Origin of the sequence: Halomonas sp. DQ26W (assembly GCF_003339685.1) — a bacterium.
GTDB lineage: Bacteria > Pseudomonadota > Gammaproteobacteria > Pseudomonadales > Halomonadaceae > Halomonas.
The window spans coordinates 1-22,733 of sequence record NZ_QPKI01000038.1 but is presented as its reverse complement, the minus strand read 5'-3'; the positions used below and the strand labels follow the sequence as shown (position 1 = coordinate 22,733).

Sequence of the window (22,733 nt, the reverse complement as noted above, 5' to 3'; positions counted from 1 at the left end):
TGCGGAGTCGGGGCGCCGAACCGAGCGCTCCAACAAGGAGCGCCTGCGTCGCTATCGCCGAGGCGTCCTTCCACAATGCAGTCTGTGCAGAGCAGATTCACGCCAAAGTGTGAAGAACCATAAAAAATGGGGCGCCGGTCTGCACCGGCACCCCCAAGGACAAAAGTCGTGCAAGAGATCAGGCGCGTGCGCGGCGAATCCACACCAGGCCCTGCTTCAGCACCGGCATCAGCAAAGACAGCGCGGCGATGATCAACAGCCACATGGAGATCGGCTTGTCGATGAAGACCATCCAGTCCCCACCGGAAATCTGCAGGGCACGACGCATGGATTCTTCCATGATGCTACCCAGGATCAGCGCCAGGATCAGCGGTGCCGCCGGAAAACCGAACAGCCGCATACCAAGCCCCAGCAGCCCGAAGCCAAGCAGGAACAGCAAGTCGATCACGCTGAAACTCATGCCATAGACGCCGACCATGCAGAAGATCAGGATCAACGCCAGCAACAGTGGGCGAGGCATATCAAGGATCTTGGCGATATAGGGAATCAACGGCAGGTTAAGGACCAGCAACATGATGTTGCCGATATACATACTGGCAATGACGCCCCAGAACACATCAGGCCGATCCACCAGCATTGCCGGCCCTGGGCTGATCCCCATGACCAGCAGGGCACCCAACAAGACCGCCGTGGTACCGGAACCCGGCACACCGAGGGTCAACAACGGCACGAAGGAACCGGTACAGGCTGCATTGTTGGCTGCCTCGGGTGCCGCCACCCCCTTGATATTGCCCTTGCCGAAGGTATCCCCATCCTTGGCGATGCGCTTCTCCATGCTGTAGCCGAGGAATGACCCGATGGTGGCTCCGGCGCCGGGCAGCACACCGGTGAAGAAGCCCAGTACTGAACTACGGCTGATCGGGCCAGCGATCTGCCCGACCTCGCTCCGGGTGAGTTTGAGCGAGCCAATGGCATTACGTTCCGGCTCCTTACCACCGCCTCCCCTGAGAAGAATGTAGAAGACTTCTGCCAGGGCGAAGATACCCAAGGCCACCACCAGGAAGTCGATCCCGTCCAGCAGGTGGGTAGTGCCGAAGGCAAAACGCACCGTGCCGGTTTGCAGGTCGATACCGATGATCGAAATAATGACCCCCACAACGGCGGCGATCAGCCCCTTGACCAACGACTTGTCTGAGAGCGACACCACCGCCGTCAGCCCCAACACCATCAGCGCGAAGTACTCTGCCGGGCCGAACGCCACGGCGACTCGAGACAGTAGCGGAGCCACCATCATCAGGAAGACGATAGAGATGGTGCCGCCCACGAAGGAGGCATAAGCCGCGATAGCCAGGGCCTTGCCCGCTAGCCCCTGCTTGGCCATGGGGTAGCCGTCGAACGAGGTCGCCACGGTACCGGCGACGCCCGGTGCGTTGAGCAGGATCGACGAACTCGATCCACCGAAGATGGCACCGTAGTAGACGCCGGCCATCAGGATCAAACCGGAGGACGGTTCCATGGCGAAGGTAATCGGGATCATCAGGGCCAGGGCACTGATCGGCCCCAGACCCGGCAGCATGCCGATGATGGTACCGGCAAAGACTCCGCCGAAGACATAGGCGATATTCATGGGCTGCAGCGCAATGCCGAAGCCATACATTAGGTTGTTCAGTGCTTCCATGAGCAGGCTCTCTCTCGCGGGCCGATGATGTCATGGGACATCAGATCGGCAGGATTCCCGTGGGCAGGTAGACTTCCATGATGCGTGTCATGGTCAAGTACAGCGCCAACACCACGCCAAGCGAGGTCGCCAGGTTCACCCCATGCCGACGGTAGCCGTAATACCAGCTAAGGCCGAAGGCCAGCGCAGTGGATGCCGCCACGAAACCGATGGGTACCATCAATAGGGCATAGGCAATTATTGCCAGCGAGGTGACGACAATCCGCGACCAGGGGCGTAACCATAATGGTTGATTCAGCGCCTCCTGGCTCGGCTCTTCGGGAATATCCTGGGCCTTGGGTTTTTCCAGAAACAGACACACTGCAAGCCCAAGCAGGACAAACCCGAGCACCTTGGGAAAGACGTCGGAATCGACCGGTCGGGGAAGTGGGAAAGTGGGTATCTGAAAAGCCATTACCAGGTAGCCCACCGAGAACAGTGCAACGATCAGTGCAATGATCTGATTGGTATTGAGTCGTGTCATGAGCATTCCACCTCGATCTCACGCCAGTTGAAACCTGGCCTCGAGCCCAAGTGTTACCTGCAAGAAGATTGAGCCCTGAGATTATCAGGGCTCAAGAGAGTCACTCCGGATGAGAATCAGCCGGCATTCAGCGAATCAGGCCGAGCTCGGTCAGCACGCCACTGAACTCTTCTTTCTGGGCATCGAGGAAAGCGCCGAATTCTTCACTGGTTTGATAGGCATCAATCCAGCCCAACTGGTCACGGGCTTCCTGCCAGGCTTCTGTTTCGAGCATCTGTGCAAAGAGGTCTTCATAGTAGGCAACAGCTTCTGCTGGCATATCAGGCGTACCCATGACACCGCGCCAGATATCGAAGGTGTAATCGATACCCTGCTCCTGATAGGTCGGGATATCGGCCAAGGGCCCTCCCAATCGCTCAGGAGAGGAAACCCCCAGCGCACGAATATCGCTATCGGGACCCAGTTGACCTGCAGCTTCACCGGCACCGGTGATCACGGCCTCGACATGCCCCCCCATGAGGTTGGTCATGGCTTCACCGCCACCCGAGAAGGCGATGTAGTTGACACCTTGCGCCTCGATCCCCGCCGTCGACGCCACACCCACGACGGAAATATGGTCCATGGAGCCCGGTGCACTGCCACCACCGACACTCAGGGAGGGATTCTCGCGCATGGCATCGAACAGATCGTTGAGGTCCTGATACTCGGAATCTGCCGGAACCAGGACGATGGAGTAGTCGGTGATCAACCGAGCGATCGGCGTGAAGTCGGTATGATCATAGCGAGAGGTGCCGGCCAGCGGGACCAAAATGATCGGCGGGCTGGTGGCGAACAGCTTGTGCGGATTGCCGCTGTCGCGGGCGATCTGGGCCCAGGCGACGGCACCGCCGCCGCCCGGCACGTTGATGGCGGCCAGGTTGTACTCAGCCAGACCCTCTTGCTGAATCACTCGCGAGGTGGTGCGCACGAGGGTGTCCCAACCACCGCCCGGGTTGGCCGGGGCGATGAACTCGATGGAACGGCTTGGAGTCCATTCGTCGGCGCTGGCGGCGGTCGCTGCACCGGCGACAGCGGCCAGCGGCAGGGCCAGCAGCGTCAGGCGCTTGAGGGAAAGCTTGTTAGTCATGGCGTTCTCCGGGTTCGGCATCTTGTTGTGTGATCGTTCTTGTGATCGTTATGAGGTCGCCCTAGGGCGCTACCCTGTAAACACTAGAAGAGCGATACGTTGGCCACAAGCTTCTGAACATAAATGACAAATAGTCCTTTTCGCCCATTTTGTCCTTTCTGTTCACGGACGCCTTGAACCCGCTTCCACCCCATCTCGCCGCCCCTCTTCAGCTAGCCTTCTTCACACCATGGCGTGGTATCCCCTACCAGACGATAGCGTCGCTCCGGCCGACCCACGTCGCCGTAGCCCAGCTCGGCGCCCACCACCTGCACCGATACCAGGAATTCCAGGTAGCGCCGGGCCGTCGAGCGACTGGCACCCATGGTTCGGGCCACCTCCATGGCGGCCAGCGGCGATCCGGCATGCTCCAGCGCCGATACCACGGTGCGCAGCGTCAAGCGGTCGATGCCCTTGGGCAGGCTGCGCACGCCGCCGCCTGGCGCCCCCTCGGGACGCAGCCGAGTCAGTGCCCTGTCAAGCTCCTCCTGACTCATCTCGCTGCGGGCGTTCAGGGCAGCTCGCTCACGGCGGAAACGCGCCAGCATCTGTGCCATGCGCGAGGCCTCGACCGGCTTGATCAGATAGTCGAAGACACCGCCACGCAAGGCCTCGGCGATGGTTTCCACTTCCCGGGCCGCGGTAATCATCACGATATCCACCTGCAGGTAATCCCGGCGTAGCGACCAGAGCAGTTCGAGCCCCTCTACGTCAGGCAGATAGGCATCGAGCAGAACCAGATGTGCCGTATGGGCCTGCCGGGACATCAGTGCCCGCGCCTCAGCGCCGTTTCTGGCCATGCCCACCACACGGAAGCCTTCGCTCTGCTCGATGAAGGCCCGATGAATATCGGCAATGCGAAAGTCGTCCTCGACGATCAGGATGCCAAACTCTGCAGGCGAATCGCCCGATTCATGCATATCTCATTCCCCCCGCGATACCTTGTGGCATCGTCTCGTGCCTATGTTGTTATGCTTGGCTCAGGGCGCTATCGTGCCCGGCCGTCGCGGCTCGCCTTCACCCGCCTTTCTCGGCCCACACAGGGAGCGATCGAGCACGGCGATGAAGCAAGCCCCGCCCAACTCGCTCTCCTCCAGGGTAATGGCGCCACCGTTTTCGCGGCACAGACGGCTGACCAGGGCCAGGCCGATACCGTGATGCTTGCCCGGCTTGGTAGAGAAGCCTTCCTGGAAAATTGCCTCGCCGTGCTCGTGGGGAACGCCGGGGCCGTTATCCTCCACCTCGATGAGCAGTTGCTCCCCGAGATCAGTGAAAAACAGCCTTACCCGCGGCCTCTCGTCGCTATCGCGGTCACCCTGTAGCGCCGCATGGCAGGCATTGTCCAGCAGGTTGCCGATCACCGTCATGAGGACCTCCTGGCCCGTCACCGTGAGCGGCTCGACCAACGAACTCTGCTCGTCGATCTCCAGCAGCACCCCGAGCTCCCTGGCGCGGGTCAGCTTACCGAGCAAGGTACCGCTGACCACTGGGTCGCCCACGTGATTCATCAGGAAGGTCATCTGGGCCTGCTGATGCGCACTCTCCTGGTGAATCAGGGCGATGGCATCCTCGATGCGGCCGAGCTGGAGCATCCCGGAAATGGTATAGAGCTTGTTGGAGAACTCATGGGCCTGGGCACGCAACATGTCCACGTCCCGACTGGCGGCATTCAACGCATTGGAGAGTTCGACGATCTCGCGGCGGCTGCGGAAGGTGGCCACCGCCCCCTCGATCTCGCCAGCGTGATGGATAGGCACGCGGTTGACCACCACTGGATGATCACCCAACCACATGTCCTGATCGAACTGATGCTCACCACGCTCCATGACCTCGAGCAGACGCGAGTTGGGAACGATTTCCTGGATTGGCTGACCGACCACCGCATGCACCGGCGGCAGGCCCAGAAAGCGCCTCGCCTGCTGGTTGACCAGGGTGATCTGCCCCTCGCGATTCACCGCCAGGATCCCCTCGTGGATCGACTGCAGGATCGCCTCCTTCTCCATGGCCAGGCGGGCGATCTCGTAGGGCTCGAGGCCCAGGATCACCCGCTTCAGATGACGCGACAGCCCATAGGCACCGGCAAAGCCGAACACGATCATGAGTGCCACCAGCCACCAGCCCAGGCTGGTGTGCTCGACAACATCCATGGCCACCCGGTCGAGCATGAAGCCCACCGATACGATGCCGATGATATCGCCCTCGGCATCGAATACCGGCGTCTTACCACGCATGGCCTCACCCAGCGAGCCGGTGGCTTCCGAGACGTAGGATTCGCCATGCAGCAAAGCGCGATCATTGTCACCGCCGACCATCGGCTTGCCGAGCCGCTCGGGTAGCGGGTGGGAATAGCGAAGCCCTTCGGTATTGCCTACCACTACGTAGCGCGCACCGGTCTCACGACGAATGCGCTCGGCTATGGGCTGGATGGTGGCGCTGGGATCCGGGTCGTCGAAGGCGGCGATGAGCTGGGGGATACTAGCCACACTGAGCGCCACGGCCAAGGCACGTTGACCGATCTGGTCGCTGATGATCTCGCCCTTGCGGTGGTTGAGGTAGGCCCCCTGCGCCAGCAGCATGCCGGCCAGCAAGACGCCGACCAGCAGCATTACCTGCAGGCGAAAACTGTGTATCAGTCTGCCACGCCGCGGTCGACCACGACGCATACGCTGGAGCTCGGCAATGGATTCTCTGCGCGGGGAAGACATGGAGGGAAATCCGACGCTGATGAAAGCATCATTGTCGCATGCTGTCGGAACCGAGGCACCCCAACGATGACAGCCAACGGCAAAGCCCGGCAGTGTTGCCGGTGCTGGTAATTAGCGCCTAAGCCGCAGCCTCCGCCAAGGCCGACAGCGATCAGCGGGGAGACCGATACCCCCACACCCAGCGGTACGACACAGAGATCGATGATGACGTGCATGGGAGATCTCTTTTCAGCGTTGGGATGGTGCCAAATAGACCCTTCAACCGAGTGGCACGCGGGTCAATTCACTACCGAACCACTGCTGGAGTAGGCCTCGCTGATCGCCGAGCAGAACTTTCAGGTAGTTGGTGAGCGGATGACCCACGGGCAGGCTGACGGCCAGGTCACGCAGTGCGGACTGGTACTCCTGCTGTTTCGCTGGCAGATGCTCGACATGTGCGCTCTGTGCAAGCGCTGCAAACGGCGGTAGTAGCAGATGGGTGGCGCGGCTGGAGATGGCGAGACTGACACCCTTGGCATCGAAGTCTCCCAGGTAGAGATGTGCCTTGCCGGTGCTCCTCCAGGCCTCGGCCACTTTGGGGAAGGCGCCGCCATAGAAGCTATCTCCGCGATAGAGCACCAGCGGGCGGGACCGTTCGGCCAGGGGGGGAATGGATGGGTCCAAGGCGTAGAAGCTATCGAGGTTCTCGATCTGCACCAGCACATCGAATTGGGATAACGCAATATCACGCCAGTCGAGGTCGAGGATGTCGCAGGTACGGCTCGCCAGACCGCAGCGAGGTTCGCCGGTAGGCATGCTGGCCAGCACCCGATGCTCGCGTGGACTTTCGCGGATATTTTTCTCTTCGCGGTTGCCGAATCGAGCCTGTTCGGTGCTGGTCAGGCCGCCCAGGGCAGTGTCGATTGCGGGATGACCCAGGGCTGTAAGTGTGTCGCCGATCTGAGCCAGTAGCTCACGATCGAACCGCAGACGGTCGTGGGTCAGGCGAGGGCCGAGCTCGATATCATGCTCCCGGCACCAGGCGACAATGTCATCCACCACCTTGTTGCGCCGTTTCGCCAAATGGGGCGCGCCATGCAGTGACTGAGCGGTGTCCCGCAGCAGATTGCGGGCGCGCGATGAGAGAATCATTTGCCCTCCTCTTTACAGAACCTTAAACCACGAGGCCACCCACAGCGTCTTTCGTCGAGGCATCGGACCGCCTGCTGAGCGTGGCTCCCACAACCCCTAAGAAAGCTGAATGATGACGTCGTGGATCAGCCGCAGGTGATTGAACGGGCTGGCCTGGCTCTCCTCCTGACGCAGCCGGAAGGCGCGCTGTTCACCGCGCGGCAAGCCCTGGTGCTCGGCGATTACCTGAAACAGCCATATCTCCTCGCCCCACTCGAACTCGCCCTGCTGCAGGTACTCCAGCGCGCTGAGTGGCTCACCGCCGCCATCCACCACCGAAAGATAGAACCGCTCCACATCCTCCTTGAGCGCCTGATGGCGAGTGGCCGCCAGAGTGTTCTCCTGCAGTGCGGCGACGCCGGCGGCGGTGACCGGCTCGGGGCGCGGCACTGGCCTTGGCAGGCGATGGAGCAGCCCGGTCAGTATGCGGGTGTCTGCGTCGTGGTCCAGGGCAGGGGCGCCAGCGGCGGAGAGCAGCGCGGCACGGTTGACCAGCGCCGGCACCTCGCTGCGCCGGGCGTAGTTGCCGGGCGCAAAGCCGGGGTGCTCGCGCAGGAAGGCGGCCATGCCTGCCACCAGGCGGCTGCGCGACTGCTGCTGGCGAAAACGCGCCAGCAGCTCGATCATCCGCCTCTGCACCTCGCGCAGGCTGGTGTAGTGCTGGGTGAGTTGGTGCTGCAGCCCACTGACCAGCAGCTTGCGCAGGGCACCGTCCCCACCTACCAGTTCGATCAGTTCAGTGAAGTCGATCAGCTCCAGGCCATCAAGCAAGCGCACAATCTGCTTCTGGGCGCGCTCATTCTCGCGAATCTTGTCACCCAGGTGGCTGACGAAGCCGAAGTCGCTGTTGAGACGCCGCCACAGGCTGTCGATGGCGTCGGCGAAGCGGCCATTGAGATCATCCACCTCCTGGCGCAAGCGCAACAGTTGCTGCTCCTGGCGCCAATACTCGCCGGCGTCGCGGGCCTCGCGGTAGCTCTGCACCAGGCTGCGCAGCAGTTCGAGTGTTTCGGCCACGTCGGCGTTCACATGGCGGCGGGTCTCGTCGGCAAGCATCTCGGCAATCAGCTCACGCACCTTGGGGGCGAGCTTGACCCCGCCCTGCTCATCCGGGCGCCACAGGATGCGGGCGGCCAGCAGCCTGTTCAGTGCCGTCTTGCTCAACCCTGCCAGAGGCACCTCGTCCCGGGCGTAGCCGGCCATCAGCGCCTCGGCGTACTTGCCGAGCAACGTCAGGCGCTCGACGCCAGTGCTGATTAGGCGGCTCTCCAGGGCGTGGGGGTCGCTGGCACCGCCCATCACAGCAGGCTCTCCTGGCTGGCAGGTGCCTGGTCGTCAATAGGCAGGTTCTCCTCGTCGCGGATGAAACGCACCAGATCGATCAGGTAGTCGATCTTGGCGGTGACCACGAAGTACTGCCGGTCAGCGTGGGGCTGGAGCAGGTAGCCATGCTCCTTGAGTCGTTTGAAGACCTGTTTGATCTGGGCGTCGAGCTGCTCGCTCTGGGAGCCGAAGAAGGGGTCGGTAGCCAGGCGCTCGAGGCGCTCTCGCAAGCCCTGGTTATCCTCGCTTCGAGAGCTGAAGTCGGCGGGCTTGAGCACGTCGCCGGGAGCGGCCAGGCCATCGCGACCCAGTGTCTCCTGCACCAACTGCAGCCACTCTAGCATCGGCAGCAGACTGTTGACCGTGTCGGCCAGCTGACGCGAGAGCTGATCGCGGGCGAACTCATCAATGTTGCGCCAGGCGAGGAAATAGACACTGCCCTCGTCGTTGGTAGCCAGACGTCGGTTGAGCGGGCGCAGGTAGATATCCAGTTGCTCGCGGGTCTCGTCATCCTCCAGCCTGCGAAAGGCGCTCTCGTCGCTTACCGCGCAGATGAAGTCGCCGGCCAGCAGGCGTTCGAGCAGGGGGCCGTGTTCGATCATGAGATGGCCTCCTCGGCACGGACCTGCAGGCGCTGGGCCAATCGGCTCAGGCGTGGTTCGATGCGCTTCAAGCGGCGCTTGTCGGGGGCTGCCTCATCGCGGTCAATCAAATAGCGGTTGTGGAACAGCAACAGCACGTCCGACTCGGGGTTGGGGAAGGCGCCGACGATATGAATGCGGTTGTTGTCGCAAGCTTCGAACAGCTTCTCGACGTTGTGGTAGGCCAGGGTGCCGATCTCGTCGATGGGCCAGTGAATGGCAATCTCGGCCTGTCCACGCAGCAGGCGAGTGAAGGCGAGCAAGAACTTGCACAGGATCAGGTAGGCCATGCCGTGGCTAGAGGACTCCAGCAGCTGGCGATCATTACGAATCACCAGGTCGGTACCGCCCTCGTTGAGGTGCAGCTCCAGGCGCAGCAGGCTCTCGAAACTATATTGCTGGTCGCTACGCAGTAGCTCCACGACATCGGCCAGGGCATCCAGGTAGTCATCGCTGGGCAGCGGCTGGCCTGAATCGCGCCATTCACGGTAACGCTGGGCGAAGCGCTTGAGCGGCTCCCAGAAACCCAACTCGTCGATGGTCGACTGGATCTTCACCTCGGCGCGGCCGATTCCCTCCAGCTTCAGGTCGTCGGCCACTTCGTCGGAGAGCCGCCGGCTCTGGGCGTTGATGCGTCGATTGAGGTCGCGGAACACGGTGAAGAACTTGTCCAAATCGTCGCTGAGATTCCGGCCCTCCTGCAGCAACTGCTGTTGCTGACCCTCGAGCAGTTGGAGCATGTCGCGTAGTACGCCAAGCAGGCGGCGCGGGCTGGGATCTTCGAGCTTGCTGCGCTCGGACTCCAGGGTATCCTGGAAGTCAGCGCTGGCGCCCTTGACCAGCTCGACCTCGATTTTCTCACAGCCACGACGCAGCTCGTCCAGCGTCCTGGCGTGGTCGACCAACGCCTGGCGGGCCCGCTCGATACGCTCGGCGGCATCGCCAGGAGCCTCGCTGAGGGGTTCGGGGGCCGGTGCCACGGCCAGGGCCGTGAGCTTGTCGAGCAGCGGGGTCAGGATCTCGACCAACGCCTGATCGGCATCGCGCCTGGCCTTGAGGTCACGGACTGCGGCCTGGTGTTCCAGGCTGGCCGCACGAAAGTCGACTCTGTGCTGCTCGCGCTCGCGCTCGGCGGTCTGGCGCTCGCGGGCCAGCGACGCCTCCTTTTCTACCAGCCGCGGCTTGCGCTCGCCCCACTCTACGCGCATAAAGCGGGTGTACTCATCCAACTCGTCCTGGCGTCGGGTGGTCATGCTGATACGCTTGCCGAGCATTTCGACACGCGAGCGGGCCTCATTGAGCCGCAGGGTATCGACGCCCTGCTCGGCCAGCTCGCGGTCGAAGGCGGCCTCCAACTCCTCGCGCTGGCGGCGATTCTCCTCCTTTAGCTCAACGAGTTGGCGGCGATACTGCTGGACCTGCTGCTCGAACCCGGCTAGCCGACCCTGATAGTCGGCAGTGAGCTCGAGGCGCTGGGCGCGATGGGTATCGGCCAGGGCATCCAGCGCCCGGCGCTGCTCGTCGCGCAGCGCGTTCTGCACGGTCTCCTGCTCCTCCATAGCCTCGCGGCAGGCAGCCTGGCGAGCCTGCTGGGCGGCGGTGTGGCGCTCATGGCACTGCTGGCGAGCCTGCAGGGCGTACTCTACCTCCTCGCCTGCACGGCGCTGAGCGCTGCGCGCACGGTCAAGGCGTGCAGACACTTCCTGAACTTTTTCATGGCGCGCCTTGAGCGCTTTCTCCGAGGCCTGAACCGCGGCTTGGGCCTCCCGGAGGACCTGCTCGGCAGCCTCGATCTCGGTCAGCAGGCTGACTTCGTCCTGGGCGTAATCGGGCAACGCGATGGCGGTCAGATCCAGCGCCAGCCCGAAGAAGTCATCGCTGGTGTCGTCATTGCATTGGGGGGCAAGGTCGCGGCGCTCGAGCAGTTCAGGAGCGATCACCTTGCCCAGAGTCTGTTCCCAGCCCGGGCGGTGGTGGCGCAGAAAATGGCGCAGGCTGCCCTGGGCGGGGTCACGCTGGACCAGAAGAGCGTCGTGGTGAACCTCGGCGCGGGAGCGCTGCGTCCGGGCCAGCTCCAATTCACGCTCGGCTGCCTCCCGCTCAGGCTTCCGTTCATCAAGCTCACCACGCACACTCTCGACGACAGCCGCGGCGGTGTGCTGTTCGCTCTGAACCTGATCGACGCGGGCCTGGGCCTGCTCGGCTTCGCGGGCCTCCTCCGGGGTCGGGGCGGCATGGGCAAGCTGTGCCTTGAGTTCTGACAGCCTGACGGTGCCCTGATCCAATCGGGCGCGGTAGTCGTCATCCAGGGTCTGCTTACGGGTCTGATAATCGGTCTCGAGCCGGTTCTCAGCCTTGCTCTGCGCCTCGCGGCAGGCCTCCTTCTCCTCGCCCAGGGCGTCGATCTGCGCCTGGACCTCATCGCGTCGCTGCTCGAGCAGATCGCCTAGTTCCACCAGGCGTGCCTCGAGCCGGGCCTTGCTGTCCTTGAAGGCATGTTCCATGAGTTCGAGGTGGTCGCGCAGCTGTTGCTGCTCTTCACGCCACTGAGGCAATGCCTTCAAGTCCTGCTCGAGGCCAGGCATGTCGGCCTCCTCGAATGCCTCGAACCGGCGCTGCAGGTCGTCCAGGTCGACGCGCGTCTTGTCCAGCTCGCTGTCGAGCTCGCTTACCCGGTCGTTGAGGGCGTGGCTGAGCTCACGGTAGGCCTGCTCTCGGGTCTGGAAATCACGCTGGCGCTGGCCCAACTGCGCCTCGAGATCGGCCTGGTCGCGCTCGGCGCGGTGGCGGTCGGCCTCAAGCTGTGGACCGAGCTGCCACAGCGATGCCTCGAGATCGGCGATTTCACGATCCAGGCTCTCCACGACGGCCAGAGAGCGCTGAAGGGGTGCCAGCCGCATTGACTGGCGCATGCGTGCGATCCACTCGCGCGCCTTAGTGTTACGAATGCGGGTAACCGGCAGCTCGACTCCGTCCTCCTCAAAGATTGCCGCCAGCATGGTCTTGAGGGTGTCCATCTTGCCCTCTTTGGCATGCACTGCCGAAACCAGCTTCTCCATGTGGCGGATGCGCTGTCCGGGTCGCACCAGGCTGAATCGGGCGGCGAGTTGGCGCAGACGCAGCCCATCGCGACTGTTGCCCCGGGGTTGGGAGGGTACGGACGGGGCGGAACCGAACTGGGTAAAATCGTTCTGGATCACCGAACGGTACTCGGAAGTGGCACCGAGTTTGGGCGATAGCGCGATGCCCTGACGACGCAAGCCGTTGGCCCACTGGGCGTAGTCCAGTGCAGTGACACCGGCCTCGCTCTCCACCAGGTAATCTTCGGGGCGATAGGGCGCACCCACGAAGCGATACTCCACGCCACCTTCGCTCTTACGGGTCAGCACCGCCTGACAGACGTCGCCTTCCTCGCGACGATACTCATAGATCAGATAGCTGTTGCGGTGCGGCAGGTAAAAGGCGTCGAACTTGAGCCTTGTCTTCGGCACCACACGATTGGGCAGCTCGCCGAAGAACACTGGCACCAGGCGCTGCAGTGTGGTCTTTCCCGAGGCATTGGTACCGCAGATGTTGGTGTGACCATCCACATTGAGTTCGATCACGCCCTCGAGGTGACCGTGAATCATCACGATGCGTAGCAGGTGAGCCATGCCGCGTCCTTGAGCTGATGATGTTTTCGTAAACGTGCATTCTACTCACTGTAAGCGAGCAGGACTAACCGATTGCTTCCACCATTCCTTCACGACGTACCTTCCTTCACGACGTACCTTCCTTCACGACGTACCTTCCTTCACGGCGTACCTTTCCGGAGAACACGCCTTCCAGGCGCAGCCCAGAGAACAGCGTACCAATGATGATAGCTACGTCGCCACGGTGCTCGCGCGGGAAGGGACAGTCGTCGAAGGTGGCGATATGCGAGAATGTTCGGTGTCGGCCGGTGGTCGTCATGAACGCCGCCCTCCATACATGAACACAGTACATAAAACAACAGCGCAAGGAGTGCCTAGATGATTGAGCAGACGTTACAGCAGGTCTTCGGCTACGGCGACTTCCGCCTCGGTCAGCGCCCAGTGATCGAGGCGATAACGGCGGGCCGTTCGGCGGCGGCAATCTTTCCCACCGGCTCCGGCAAGTCGCTCTGCTATCAGCTCCCTGCACTGCACCTGCCCCACCTGACCCTGGTCATCTCGCCGCTGCTGGCGCTGATGCAAGATCAACTGGCGTTCCTCGAACGCCACGGGATCGCCGCCGCCAGCATCGACTCTGGCCAGAGCCGCGATGAGGCTGCTGCCGTGATGGAGGGTGTCACGCGTGGCAATATTCGAATCCTGATGATATCGGTGGAGCGGCTCAAGAACGAACGCTTCCGCGCCTTCATCCGCCGCGTACCGATCTCACTGATGGTGGTGGACGAGGCCCACTGCATCTCGGAGTGGGGCCACAACTTTCGGCCGGACTACCTCAAGCTGCCCGACTACCGGCGCGAGTTCGGCATAGCCCAGGTACTGCTGCTGACCGCCACGGCCACCCCGCGAGTGATCGCCGACATGCGCTCGCGCTTCGACATCGCCGAGAGCGACGTCACCGCCACCGGCTTCTATCGTCCCAACCTGCACCTGGAGGTGGCGCCGGTGCCGGCCGAGACGCGGCCGAGACGCCTGGTCGAGTGGCTGCGACCCAAGCTCGACGCCCAGCCACCCGCGCCCACCATCGTCTACGTCACCCTGCAGCAGACCGCCGAACGCCTGGCCGCCTACCTGAGCAAGGCCGGGCTCCCCGCCATCGCCTACCACGCCGGGCTCGACAGCGAGATCCGCGAGCGCATCCAGCGTGATTTCATGGCAGGCCGGATGCCCTGCATCGTCGCCACCATCGCCTTCGGCATGGGCATCGACAAGGCTGACATTCGCAACGTGGTGCACTTCGACCTGCCCAAGTCAATCGAGAACTATAGCCAGGAGATCGGCCGGGCCGGCCGCGACGGGCAGCCTTCCGACTGCCTGATGCTGGCCGGGCGCGACCACCTCAACGTGCTCGAGAACTTCGTCTTCGGCGACACCCCGGAACACTACGGCATTCGCCAGGTGATCGACGAGGTGGTCGCGGTGAGCCGGGGCGGCGCCGGCAGCCAGTGGGAACTGATGCTCAACAGCCTCTCGCAGCAGAGCAACATTCGCCCACTGCCGCTGAAGACCCTGCTGGTTCAGCTGGAGCTGCGCGGCATCATCGCCTCGCGCTACAGCTACTTCGCCGAATACCGCTTCCGCCTGGGCGAGGAGCCCGAGGCACTGGTCGCCCGCTTCGAGGGCGAGCGTGCCGCCTTCGTGCAGGCGATCCTCGACGCCTCCCAGCGCGCCCGCACCTGGTACACCCTGGATTTCGAGGCACTCGCGCGCCTGGGCGGCGAGCGCGGCTTGAACACGCAACGCGGCCGGGTGATCACGGCACTGGACTACTTCGTCACCAAGGGCTGGATGACGCTGGAAAGCAAGCAGATGACCGAAGTCTACGAGGTACTGCGCCATGATATCGACCTGGCCGCCCTGAGCGATGAACTGCATGGCTATTTCCGGGACAAGGAGCAGGCGGAGGTGGCGCGACTTCACGCCATGCTGGCACTTTTCGAGAGCGAGGCATGCCTGAGCCGCCGCCTGGCCGAGTGGTTCGGCGATGACCGGGCGCCACAGCACTGCGGCCACTGCTCCGCCTGTCATGGGCAGGTCGCCCGCCTGCCCCAGGGCGAGGCACCACCACCGCTGACAATCGACGCCATCGAGGGGTTGGCTGGCGAGCTGATCCAGCAGCTCACCGCCAGCCAGGATCGTCACCCGCTCACTCCCGACCTGATCACACGCTTCCTGTGCGGCCTCACCACGCCGCTGCTCACTCGACTCAAGGCGCGGCGGTTAACCGGCTTCGCCGCGCTGGAAGCCCACCACTACGCCGAGGTGCGAGAGCTGCTGCTCCAGTCGGGGCTCGGCTCTACAGTCTGACGCTAGCCTTCCGAGCCGATGCCGTGGCGCTTCAGCTTGTTGGCGATGGTGGTATGCGAAACGCCCAGCCGCTTGGCCCTGCCGGAGGACCGGGTACCGCAACTCGCTGATATCGACCGCGGTGCTCAAGGCCTGATAAACGATAACCCCCGACGACAATGAGACGGCATGAGCCAGCTATCCGAACAGCAGTGTGAAGCCTGAGGTTGGGACGCACCCCAGGTGAGTGACGAAGAGATCAGGGCCTACCATCGCGATATCCCGCAGTGGGAAATCGTCGAACGCCATGGCGTCAAGCAGCGTGAGCGCGTTCGGCCGAGCCCGCCTGATGGCGGGGTCGGGCGATGTTGTAAGCGCTTTACCGTATCGCGCCAAGGCGATATCCCACAAACGACATCGATAATGACCCCAACAATAATCGGCATTTTCTTACGTAGATAAAGGGCATATGCCGACTCTGTCAGCGCGACCTTTCGTATAGTTTTGGACGGGACGCCAACCGGTGTCACAAAACGTCACAAGAGGAGAAAAGAATCATGAAAGGAAACGTTCATGGCGCTGCGATCGGCCTGATGCTATGTGTGCTGCTGGCCTTGTCCTCTGCGGCCCAGGCCCAGGAGCTGGCCCCCATCAATGTGAATACGGCAAATGCCGAGTTGCTGGCCGAGTTACCGGGCGTCGGGCCCAGCCGGGCCGAAGCCATCATCGAGGAGCGCGAGGCCAACGGCAGCTTCGAGAGTGCCGACGACCTCACCCGGGTCAGCGGCATCGGGCCTGTGACGGTGGAGGCGTTCCGCGATCAAGTCGAATTCTGAGGAAACACTGCACAAATGCCTGCGCGAGCGAATCGCTGCGTTGCGCGGTGCTGGTGCGCCAGCCCGGTCGGAATCCTCACGTATACCCCATATGCTCCGGTTGACTCGAAACCTTCGGTTTCTCGCTCCTTCGGAGCCATCCAGGGGATGTTTGTCGCTTCGCTCGGTTCTGTGCTCCGTGCGCCTTGCGACCCACAGGGATGTGGGAAGTGCGTTGGTTCGTCGGGAACGAACCTAGCCGCTTCATCTCGCTCGTCGATTTGTTCAGCGTTTCCGGAAGAGCTATGGCTTACTGAAACGCGACGAGGCCGGCGGTGTTCACCGCCGGCCTCGTCGTTCAGTTCTTACCGTTGGGGGCATGCACTCAGAGGCGCAGCCCACCATCGCATTCGATCACACGGCCAGTGAAATAGTCGTTCTCGAAGATGAACGCTACGCTATGGGCGATATGATCGGGATCACCAAGACGCTTCAGCGGTACGCCGGCCGTGAGCTTGTCAAGCATGTCCTGGCGCATAGATGCCGTCATGTCGGTCTCGATGAAACCCGGTGCGACGGCACCCACACGAATACCGTAACGCGCCAGCTCATTCGCCCAGGTGGTGGTGAGAGACACCACGGCGGCCTTGGCGGCGGCATAGTTGCTCTGACCCATGTTGCCGGCCCGCGAGATGCTGGAAATATTGACGATCACGCCCTCATGGCCCGCCTCGACCATCTGTGAAGCAGCCTCACGCCCGCACAGGAACACACCGGTCAGGTTGACATCGATGACCTGCTGCCATGCCTGCAGCGACATGGTCTTCTCGACCTTGCCGCCCTTGGCCTTCACCAGCAGCGCGTCGCGCAGGATGCCGGCGTTGTTGACCAGGCCGCTTATCGGCCCCAAAGAGGTCGCTACGTCGCCGAAGGCCAGCTTCACCGAGTCTTCGTCGGCCACATTGACCTGGAAGGCACCGGACTTGATACCTTCACCATGCAGTGCCGACACCGCATGGTCCAACGCCTCGGCATCCATATCGAGCAGTGCCAGAGTCGCACCCTGCTTACCCAGGCGGCGCGCCATGGCGAAGCCGAGGCCACGAGCCCCACCAGTAATGGCGATGACAGTCTTGTCCAGTTTCATAGGCTACCTCAGGAAATGGTATGCGGCAGTATCGGCGCCGCCCTTCATTCGGTTCGGCTCTCCTGCTATTTCGGCCGCATGGGCGAAAAACTTGAGCGTCATCTTAACATTTTTGTGCACTGCAATAAAGAATAGGCCGCTATCGGGGCTCGTTTCATACCGTCAATCGTCCAGACAGGCTTGATTTTCACGGATTTGCCCCCATCCTTTCGGCAACCGATCCTTCCGGAGCCGTCATGCCTTTTCTGCTTATCTTCACGCTCTTTGCCCTGCTCGATTTCGTCATCCTGTTCTCCGTGGGCAGCAACATAGGCCTGTTGACCACCCTGGCGCTGGTGCTGGGCACCGGCTTCGTCGGTATCTACCTCATTCGGCGGGAAGGCACCGCCGCCCTCGCCCGTGCCCGGCAGCGCCTGGAGCAGGGTGAGCTGCCATCGAGTGAACTACTTACCGGCGCGGCCCTGATCTTCGGCGGGGCCCTGCTGTTGGCTCCCGGTTTCCTCTCCGACGCACTGGGCTTCCTTTGCGTGATTCCCGGAGCCAGGCGTGTACTCGCCAGGCTGCTGGCCATTGCCAATGTTCGGCTGCAAGTCCTGGCCTCGCGCCGCGGTGGCAGCCGGCAAGGGCAGGCCGGCGACTGGCAGCAGGCGCGCGACGAACAGGCAGAAAAGGAGGGCGCGCGTCGCCCAGGCCAGGGCGACGATAGCAAGCGGCCGTTGGAAGGGGATTTCATCAGCCGCGACGAGACAAGTCGGTAAAATGCGGTGACGATGAGGTCTTCGCGTGAAAAAAATTTCGTGCTGGCACTTGAAAGGGAACTGCCCGACCCCATTTCACGGTCAGCCCCAGGCTTCGGTGCCGAGCAGCGCTCGGCACCTTCGACAAGGGAGGCGTCCCTCGCCTCCACCTTCCAGGGTACTGGAAGAATCAAGATGAACCGCCATGTGTTGAATCATGGCACTGCAAACCATCAGGAGAACGTGAGCAATGAACATCCGTCCCTTGCACGATCGCGTCGTCGTCCGTCGCGTTGAAGAAGAGCAAAAAACCGCTGGCGGCATCGTGCTTCCGGGCAATGCCCAGGAAAAGCCGACTCGTGGCGAAGTGCTCGCCGTCGGTAACGGCCGGATACTCGACAGCGGTGATGTCCGCCCGCTGGACGTCAAGGTCGGCGACACCGTCATCTTCAAAGAGGGCTTCGGCGTAGAGAAGCAGAAGATCGATGGCGAGGAAGTCCTGATCATGAGCGAGTCCGATATCCTCGCCGTTGTCGAAGGCTGAGCCGCTCCTGCTCTTACCTCCTTTTCCATACGACGTTCACGAACTCACAGGAAGTAGCGAAAAATGACAGCGAAACAAATCAAGTTTTCCGACGATGCCCGCAAGCGCATGGCCCGTGGCGTTGACGTCCTGGCCAATGCCGTAAAAGCCACGCTGGGCCCGAAGGGTCGTAACGTGGTTATCGAGAAGTCCTTCGGTGCGCCGACCGTGACCAAGGACGGCGTCTCCGTCGCCAAGGAAATCGAACTCAAGGACCGGTTCGAGAACATGGGCGCCCAGATGGTCAAGGAAGTGGCTTCCAAGACCTCCGACGTCGCCGGTGACGGCACCACCACCGCTACCGTGCTGGCCCAGTCCATCGTGACCGAGGGCATGAAGGGTGTGACCGCGGGCATGAACCCGATGGACCTGAAGCGCGGCATCGACCAGGCAATCATCGCCGCGGTCAAGGAAATCAAGAACCTGGCCGTGCCCTGCACCGAGCGCAAGTCCATTGCTCAGGTCGGCACCATCTCCGCCAACGGCGACACCCGTATCGGCGAGATCATTGCCGAAGCGATGGAGAAGGTTGGCAAGGAAGGCGTTATTACCGTCGATGAAGGCCGTGGCCTGGAAGACGAGCTGGAAGTGGTCGAAGGCATGCAGTTTGACCGCGGCTACCTGTCGCCCTACTTCGTGACCAACCAGGACACCATGGCGGTCGAGCTGGAAGACCCCTACCTGTTGCTGGTCGACAAGAAGATCTCCAACATCCGCGAGCTACTGCCGGTATTGGAGTCCGTCGCCAAGGCGGGTAAGCCGCTGGCGATCATCGCCGAGGACATCGAAGGCGAAGCGCTGGCCACCCTGGTGGTCAACACCATGCGCGGCATCGTCAAGGTCGCTGCCGCCAAGGCGCCCGGCTTTGGTGATCGTCGCAAGGCCATGCTGCAGGACATCGCCATCCTGACCAACGGCACCGTGATCTCCGAGGAAGTGGGTCTGACCCTCGAGCAGGCAACCCTCGATCACCTGGGCAGCGCCAAGCGCATCACCATGTCCAAGGAAAACACCACCATCATCGATGGTGCCGGTGGCGAGGGCGACATCGAAGCCCGCGTCAACCAGATCCGCGCTCAGATCGAAGAGACCTCCTCCGACTACGATCGCGAGAAGCTTCAGGAGCGTGTTGCCAAGCTGGCCGGCGGTGTTGCCGTCATCCGCGTCGGTGCCGCGACTGAAATGGAAATGAAGGAGAAGAAGGCCCGCGTCGAAGACGCCCTGCACTCCACTCGCGCCGCCGTCGAAGAAGGCGTCGTACCTGGCGGTGGTACCGCTCTGGTCCGCGTGCTGACCAAGATCAAGGACCTCCAGGGCGACAATGTCGACCAGACCCACGGTATCGCCATCGCCCTGCGCGCCATGGAGTCACCGCTGCGTCAGATCGTGACCAACGCCGGCCAGGAAGCCTCTGTGATCCTCAACGAGGTCAAGGCAGGCGAAGGCAACTTCGGCTACAACGCCCAGACCGGCGAGTACGGCGACCTGTTCGAGATGGGTGTCCTCGATCCGGCCAAGGTGACCCGTTCTGCATTGCAGTCCGCCGGCTCCGTGGCAGGCCTGATGATCACCACCGAAGCCATGATCGCCGACGATCCGGAAGAGAAGGACTCCGCTCCGGACATGGGCGGCATGGGTGGCATGGGTGGCATGGGCGGCATGATGTAAACAGCCCCACCCTTGAAGGCCATTCCGGCCTGCAAGACTGAGCAAGCCCCGCCACGTGCGGGGCTTGTTTTTTGGTACCATCGCCGTTTCCGATTCTTGCGGCCTCTACCATGCTTGCCAATATTCGTATCGTCCTCGTCCAGACCTTCCACCCCGGCAATATCGGCGCCTCGGCGCGGGCCATGAAGACCATGGGCCTGACCGACCTGGTGCTGGTCAATCCCCGCTGCTTTCCAGACCCCGAAGCCTCGCGCCTGGCGGCAGGAGCAGAGGATGTGATCGACAGCGCCCGTGTGGTCGCCTCGCTGGCGGATGCAGTATCCGACTGCGTTCAGGTGGTGGGTGCCAGTGCCCGGCTGCGCAGCCTGCCATTGCCTCACTTCGACGAGCCTGAAACGATGGCAAGCGAGCTGGTCAGCCATGCCGTCGACGACCCGGTAGCGCTGGTCTTTGGTCGCGAGCGCTCCGGGTTGACCAACGGCGAGATTCGCTGCTGCAGCCATCAGGTCAGCATTCCCGCCAACCCAGACTACGGCATCCTCAATCTCTCCCAGGCAGTCCAGGTGCTGGCCTACGAGACCTTCAAGGCCTGGCGTCAGCGCCCCGAAAACGACCACCACCAGCCACGGCCCGCCGAGGAGCGTCAGCCTACCCGCGAGCAGATGGAGCATTTCCATGACCACCTGAGTCGCGTGATGCAAGCCAGCGGCTTTTTGACGCAGCCCCATGCCTGCACCCAGACCCAGCTTCAAGCGCTGTTCGCTCGCGCCCGCCCCAGCCGCAAGGAGCTCTCGCTGCTGCGCGGCCTGCTCAGATCGCTGGAACCGGACACAACCGATGCCTCGGACCGGAGCTAAAGCCACTCCTATAGCGGCGTGGCACAGTCGGGGAAAGGGGCGCTGTCGGAGCGCTGGTCTCCATCGCGACTGGCGCCGCCAGGCGCCTCGGCGTAGGCCACGGCGTAGGCGAGGTCGCCGGCACTGGCAACCCCGCCGGGAGGCCTGTGGCCTCCAGTCGTGATCTAAAGATTCTCCTACAGGGTGGTAGTCGCCTGTTATGGCAGGAAAAAGCAGCTGTTGGAGCGCTGGTTCCCATCGCGATTGGCGCCGTCAGGCGCCTCGGCGGAGGCCACCGACGCTGGCTATTACCGCTACCATGGCAACACCGCCGGGAGGCCTGCGGCCTCCAGTCGTGATCTGAAGATACTCCAACAGCGGTGTGGCGCCGTTGGTGGAGAGGATCGCTGTCGGAGCGCTGGTTTCCATCGCGACTGGCGCCGTCAGGCGCCCCGGCGGAGGCTGCCGACGCTGGCTATTACCGCGACCATCGGTAACGCCGCCGGGAGTCCTGCGGCCTCCAGTCGTGATCTGAAGATACTCCAACAACGACGTGGCACTGTCGGTGGAGAGGATCGCTGTCGGAGCGCTGGTTCCCATCGCGACTGGCGCCGTCAGGCGCCTTGGCGGAGGCCACGGCGTAGCCGAGGTCGCCGGCACTGGCAACCCCGCCGGGAGGCCTGCGGCCTCCAGTCGTGATCTGAAGATACTCCAACAACGACGTGGCACTGTCGGTGGAGAAAACAGCTGTTGGAGCGCTGCTCCGCATCGCGACTGGCGCCGGTAGGCGCCTTGGCGGAGGCCACGGCGTAGGCGATGGTCGCTGGCACGGGTAACACCGCCGGGAGGCCTGCGGCCTCCAGTCGTGATCTGAAGATACTCCANGCCGGGAGGCCTGCGGCCTCCAGTCGTGATCTGAAGATACTCCAACAGCGGTGTGGCGCCGTTGGTGGAGAGGATCGTTGTTGGAGCGCTGGTCTCCATCGCGACTGGCGCCGCCAGGCGCCTTGGCGGAGGCGGCCGAGGTTGGCAGTGGTCGCCGGCACTGGCAACCCCGCCGGGAGGCCTTCGGCCTCCAGTCGTGATCTGAAGATACTCCAACAACGGTGTGGCACCGTTGGTGGAGAGGATCGTTGTTGGAGCGCTGGTCTCCATCGCGACTGGCGCCGTCAGGCGCCCCGGCGGAGGCTGCCGACGTTGGCAATAACCGCGACCATGGCAACCCCGCCGGGAGTCCTTCGGCCTCCAGTCGTGATCTGAAGATACTCCAACAACGACGTGGCGCCGTTGGTGGAGAGGATCGTTGTTGGAGCGCTGGTCCCCATCGCGACTGGCGCCGCCAGGCGCCTCGGCGGAGGCCACCGACGCTGGCTATTACCGCGACCATGGCAACACCGCCGGGAGTCCTTCGGCCTCCAGTCGTGATCTGAAGATACTCCAACAACGACGTGGCACTGTCGGTGGAGAGGATCGTTGTTGGAGCGCTGGTCTCCATCGCGCCTGGCGCCGCCAGGCGCCCCGGCGGAGGCCACGGCGTAGGCGAGGTCGCCGGCACTGGTAACGCCGCCGGGAGTCCTGCGGCCTCCAGTCGTGATCTGAAGATACTCCAACAGCGGTGTGGTTTGCCTTAATGGAAAAAACAGCTGTTGGAGCGCTGGTCCCCATCGCGACTGGCGCCGCCAGGCGCCCGGCGGCGGCTGCCGACGTTGGCAATAACCGCGACCATGGCAACACCGCCGGGAGTCCTTCGGCCTCCAGTCGTGATCT

At 62.8% G+C, this 22,733-nt stretch carries 19 protein-coding genes; 6 read left to right on the top strand and 13 right to left on the bottom strand.

What is annotated here, in order from left to right:
• Positions 1–178: 178 nt before the first annotated feature.
• The 10 genes from DU490_RS15940 to DU490_RS15890 form a co-directional block, all read right to left on the bottom strand.
• Positions 179–1,678 carry a tripartite tricarboxylate transporter permease gene (locus DU490_RS15940; protein ID WP_114575233.1) on the bottom strand — a complete coding sequence of 500 codons (1,500 nt, stop codon included), beginning with the start codon at positions 1,676–1,678 and terminating at the stop codon, positions 179–181.
• A gap of 40 nt (positions 1,679–1,718) precedes the next feature.
• Positions 1,719–2,201 (bottom strand): tripartite tricarboxylate transporter TctB family protein, encoded by a 483-nt coding sequence (locus tag DU490_RS15935; protein ID WP_114575235.1) that lies wholly within the window; start codon positions 2,199–2,201, stop codon positions 1,719–1,721.
• 127 nt (positions 2,202–2,328) lie between these two features.
• Positions 2,329–3,327: a tripartite tricarboxylate transporter substrate binding protein gene (locus DU490_RS15930; protein WP_114575232.1), complete on the bottom strand. Its 999-nt coding sequence runs from the start codon at positions 3,325–3,327 to the stop codon at positions 2,329–2,331.
• Positions 3,328–3,539: 212 nt separating this feature from the next.
• Positions 3,540–4,286, bottom strand: coding sequence for a response regulator (locus DU490_RS15925; protein WP_114575231.1), 747 nt, complete (start codon positions 4,284–4,286; stop codon positions 3,540–3,542).
• 60 nt (positions 4,287–4,346) lie between these two features.
• The gene (locus DU490_RS15920; protein ID WP_114575230.1) at positions 4,347–6,071 is read right to left on the bottom strand and encodes a sensor histidine kinase; all 1,725 of its coding nucleotides are present in this window, start codon (positions 6,069–6,071) and stop codon (positions 4,347–4,349) included.
• 258 nt (positions 6,072–6,329) lie between these two features.
• On the bottom strand, positions 6,330–7,202 hold the full coding sequence (locus tag DU490_RS15910) for a hypothetical protein (protein ID WP_114575229.1): 873 nt from the start codon (positions 7,200–7,202) through the stop codon (positions 6,330–6,332).
• A 96-nt stretch (positions 7,203–7,298) separates the two neighbouring features.
• Positions 7,299–8,540, bottom strand: a complete 1,242-nt coding sequence (locus tag DU490_RS15905; protein ID WP_114575228.1) for a hypothetical protein — start codon at positions 8,538–8,540, stop codon at positions 7,299–7,301.
• Positions 8,540–9,166, bottom strand: coding sequence for a condensin complex protein MksE (locus DU490_RS15900; protein ID WP_114575227.1), 627 nt, complete (start codon positions 9,164–9,166; stop codon positions 8,540–8,542). The genes DU490_RS15905 and DU490_RS15900 overlap by 1 nt, the downstream gene beginning before the upstream one ends.
• Positions 9,163–12,858, bottom strand: a complete 3,696-nt coding sequence (locus DU490_RS15895; protein WP_114575226.1) for an ATP-binding protein — start codon at positions 12,856–12,858, stop codon at positions 9,163–9,165. Before DU490_RS15895 ends, DU490_RS15900 begins: the two co-directional genes overlap by 4 nt.
• 106 nt (positions 12,859–12,964) lie before the next feature.
• Complete coding sequence (locus DU490_RS15890; protein WP_181870073.1) at positions 12,965–13,156, bottom strand: hypothetical protein; 192 nt, start codon at positions 13,154–13,156, stop codon at positions 12,965–12,967.
• Between the two features lie 59 nt (positions 13,157–13,215).
• Between DU490_RS15890 and DU490_RS15885 the strand changes: the two genes are divergently transcribed.
• Positions 13,216–15,201 carry an ATP-dependent DNA helicase RecQ gene (locus tag DU490_RS15885; RefSeq protein ID WP_114575225.1) on the top strand — a complete coding sequence of 662 codons (1,986 nt, stop codon included), beginning with the start codon at positions 13,216–13,218 and terminating at the stop codon, positions 15,199–15,201.
• A 2-nt stretch (positions 15,202–15,203) separates the two neighbouring features.
• Here the strand turns inward: DU490_RS15885 and DU490_RS17685 are convergent, their stop codons facing one another.
• Complete coding sequence (locus DU490_RS17685; RefSeq protein WP_114575234.1) at positions 15,204–15,314, bottom strand: TyrR/PhhR family helix-turn-helix DNA-binding protein; 111 nt, start codon at positions 15,312–15,314, stop codon at positions 15,204–15,206.
• 423 nt (positions 15,315–15,737) lie between these two features.
• Between DU490_RS17685 and DU490_RS15870 the strand changes: the two genes are divergently transcribed.
• Entirely contained in the window at positions 15,738–16,016 is a 279-nt protein-coding gene (locus tag DU490_RS15870; RefSeq protein WP_114575223.1) for a ComEA family DNA-binding protein, read from the top strand.
• Positions 16,017–16,380: 364 nt separating this feature from the next.
• Here DU490_RS15870 and DU490_RS15865 read toward each other — a convergent pair whose 3' ends face one another.
• Positions 16,381–17,142: an SDR family oxidoreductase gene (locus tag DU490_RS15865; protein WP_114575222.1), complete on the bottom strand. Its 762-nt coding sequence runs from the start codon at positions 17,140–17,142 to the stop codon at positions 16,381–16,383.
• A gap of 236 nt (positions 17,143–17,378) precedes the next feature.
• On the opposite strand from DU490_RS15865, the gene DU490_RS15860 reads away from it, so the two are divergent.
• The 4 genes from DU490_RS15860 (at position 17,379) to DU490_RS15845 (ending at position 20,987) form a co-directional block, all read left to right on the top strand.
• Positions 17,379–17,900 (top strand): FxsA family protein, encoded by a 522-nt coding sequence (locus DU490_RS15860; protein WP_114575221.1) that lies wholly within the window; start codon positions 17,379–17,381, stop codon positions 17,898–17,900.
• 229 nt (positions 17,901–18,129) lie between these two features.
• The gene (locus DU490_RS15855; protein ID WP_043518768.1) at positions 18,130–18,423 is read left to right on the top strand and encodes a co-chaperone GroES; all 294 of its coding nucleotides are present in this window, start codon (positions 18,130–18,132) and stop codon (positions 18,421–18,423) included.
• A 63-nt stretch (positions 18,424–18,486) separates the two neighbouring features.
• Positions 18,487–20,130, top strand: coding sequence for a chaperonin GroEL (gene groL / locus DU490_RS15850; RefSeq protein ID WP_114575220.1), 1,644 nt, complete (start codon positions 18,487–18,489; stop codon positions 20,128–20,130).
• Between the two features lie 110 nt (positions 20,131–20,240).
• Positions 20,241–20,987, top strand: a complete 747-nt coding sequence (locus tag DU490_RS15845; RefSeq protein ID WP_114575219.1) for an RNA methyltransferase — start codon at positions 20,241–20,243, stop codon at positions 20,985–20,987.
• 252 nt (positions 20,988–21,239) lie between these two features.
• Here DU490_RS15845 and DU490_RS17045 read toward each other — a convergent pair whose 3' ends face one another.
• Positions 21,240–21,566, bottom strand: a complete 327-nt coding sequence (locus DU490_RS17045) for a hypothetical protein (protein ID WP_147270477.1) — start codon at positions 21,564–21,566, stop codon at positions 21,240–21,242.
• Positions 21,567–22,733: the final 1,167 nt, after the last annotated feature.